Annotated in this window: 1 protein-coding gene; it reads right to left on the bottom strand. The window is 61.2% G+C overall.

The window, feature by feature from the left end:
* Positions 1–2,304, bottom strand: a 2,304-nt coding sequence (locus tag CKW37_RS32895; RefSeq protein ID WP_371864356.1) for an immunoglobulin-like domain-containing protein, incomplete at both ends; no start/stop codon positions are given.

Below are 2,304 nucleotides of genomic sequence, written 5' to 3'. Positions count from 1 at the left end.
TAGTGATCGACTGACCGTTGGCCAGGGTGATCACCAGCGGAGCGCCGGTCACTGGGGCCGTTACCGAAGCGGTGTAGGTGACAACGCCACCTTCAACAGCGCTGGCGGTCGCGGTCAGAGTCACGGTGCTGGTGTCGATGCTGTCGGTGACAGCAGTCACGGCTGCGGTTGGGCTGACTTCCAGATGTTCGAAATCACCGCCAGTGGTGCCAGTGATGGTCACGCTGACGCTACCTGCGTCGACGTACACGGTGTCTTTTGGTGCTGCGAAGGTCACGCTGCCTTCGGTCGCATCCTTGGCGATGGTGATGGTCTCACCGTTGCTCAAGGTGACCTTCATTTCGGTGCCGGCTGGGTTGGTCAGCTTGGCGGTGTAGACGATATTGCCGCCTTCCTGAACCGAGCCAGTGGCGGACAAGGTCAGGCCGGTGGTGTCCAGGCGAGCCGGATCGTCGGTCACGACGGTGGTCGGCGTGCCGGCGGTTTCCAGGTGTTCGTAGTTACCGCCAGTCACACCGGTGATGCTGTTGGTCAGCGGGGTGTTGGTGTTCAACACGTTGTTCGGTGCGATGAAATCGACCGACCCGCTGCTCGCGTTAACTGGGATGGTGATCGACTGACCGTTGGCGAGGGTAATGACCAGCGGGGCGCCGGTTACCGGGGCGGTGACGCTTGCGGTATAGGTGACGACGCCACCTTCAACCGCACTGGCAGTCGCCGTCAGCGTGACGGTCGAGGTATCAATCGAATCCGTTACAGCAGTAACCGCCGCGGTTGGGCTGACTTCCAGATGCTCGAAGTCACCGCCGGTGGTGCCGGTGATGGTCACGCTGACGCTACCCGCGTCGACGTACACGGTGTCTTTCGGTGCAGCGAAGGTCACGGAGCCTTCGGTGGCGTCCTTGGCAATGGTGATGGTCTCACCGTTGCTCAAGGTGATCTTCATCTCGGTGCCAGCTGGGTTAGTCAGCTTGGCGGTGTAGACGATGTTGCCGCCTTCCTGGACCGAGCCAGTGGCGCTGAGCGTCAGGCCGGTGGTGTCCAGACGAGCCGGATCATCGGTGACGACGGTGGTCGGAGTACCTGCGGTTTCCAGGTGCTCGTAGTTGCCGCCAGTCACGCCGGTGATGCTGTTGGTGAGCGGGGTGTTGGTGTTGAGCACGTTGTTCGGTGCGATGAAGTCCACCGAGCCGCTGCTTGCATTAACCGGGATGGTGATCGACTGGCCGTTGGCCAAGGTGATGACCAATGGTGCGCCGGTTACCGGTGCAGTGACGCTCGCGGTGTAAGTGACCACACCACCTTCAACCGCGCTGGCAGTAGCGGTGAGGGTCACGGTGCTGGTGTCGATGCTGTCGGTGACAGCGGTAACCGCAGCAGTCGGGCTGACTTCCAGATGCTCGAAGTCACCGCCGGTGGTGCCGGTGATGGTCACGCTGACGCTGCCTGCGTCGACGTAAACAGTGTCTTTTGGTGCTGCGAAGGTGACAGACCCTTCGGTGGAGTCCTTGGCGACGGTGATGGTTTCACCGTTGCTCAAGGTGATTTTCATCTCGGTGCCGGCTGGGTTAGTCAGCTTGGCGGTGTAGACGATGCTGCCGCCTTCCTGAACAGAGCCAGTCGCGGACAAGGTCAGGCCAGTGGTGTCGAGGCGAGCCGGGTCATCGGTGACGACGGTGGTCGGAGTGCCGGTGGTTTCCAGGTGCTCGTAGTTACCGCCAGTTACGCCAGTAATGCTGTTGGTCAGCGGGGTGTTGGTGTTGAGCACGTTGTTCGGTGCGATGAAGTCCACCGAACCGCTCGAGGCGTTAACCGGAATGGTGATCGACTGGCCGTTAGCCAGGCTGATGACCAGCGGAGCGCCAGTCACTGGAGCCGTTACCGAAGCGGTGTAAGTAACCACTCCGCCTTCAACAGCACTGGCGGTCGCCGTCAGAGTAACGGTCGACGTATCAATCGAATCCGTAACAGCGGTGACTGCTGCGGTTGGGCTCACTTCCAGATGCTCGAAATCGCCACCGGTGGTGCCGGTGATGGTCACGCTGACACTCCCGGCGTCGACATAAACGGTGTCTTTCGGCGCTGCGAAGGTGACAGAGCCTTCGGTGGCGTCCTTGGCGATGGTGATGGTTTCACCGTTGCTCAAGGTGATCTTCATTTCGGTGCCGGCTGGGTTGGTCAGCTTGGCGGTGTAGACGATGTTGCCGCCTTCTTGAACCGAGCCAGTGGCGCTGAGCGTCAGGCCGGTGGTGTCCAGGCGGGCTGGATCATCGGTGACGACGGTGGTCGGAGTGCCTGCAGTTT

The organism is Pseudomonas sp. Irchel 3E13 (assembly GCF_900187455.1).
Lineage (GTDB): Bacteria > Pseudomonadota > Gammaproteobacteria > Pseudomonadales > Pseudomonadaceae > Aquipseudomonas.
The sequence above is the reverse complement of the archived record's forward strand: the minus strand, read 5'-3'. Positions and strand labels throughout refer to the sequence as shown.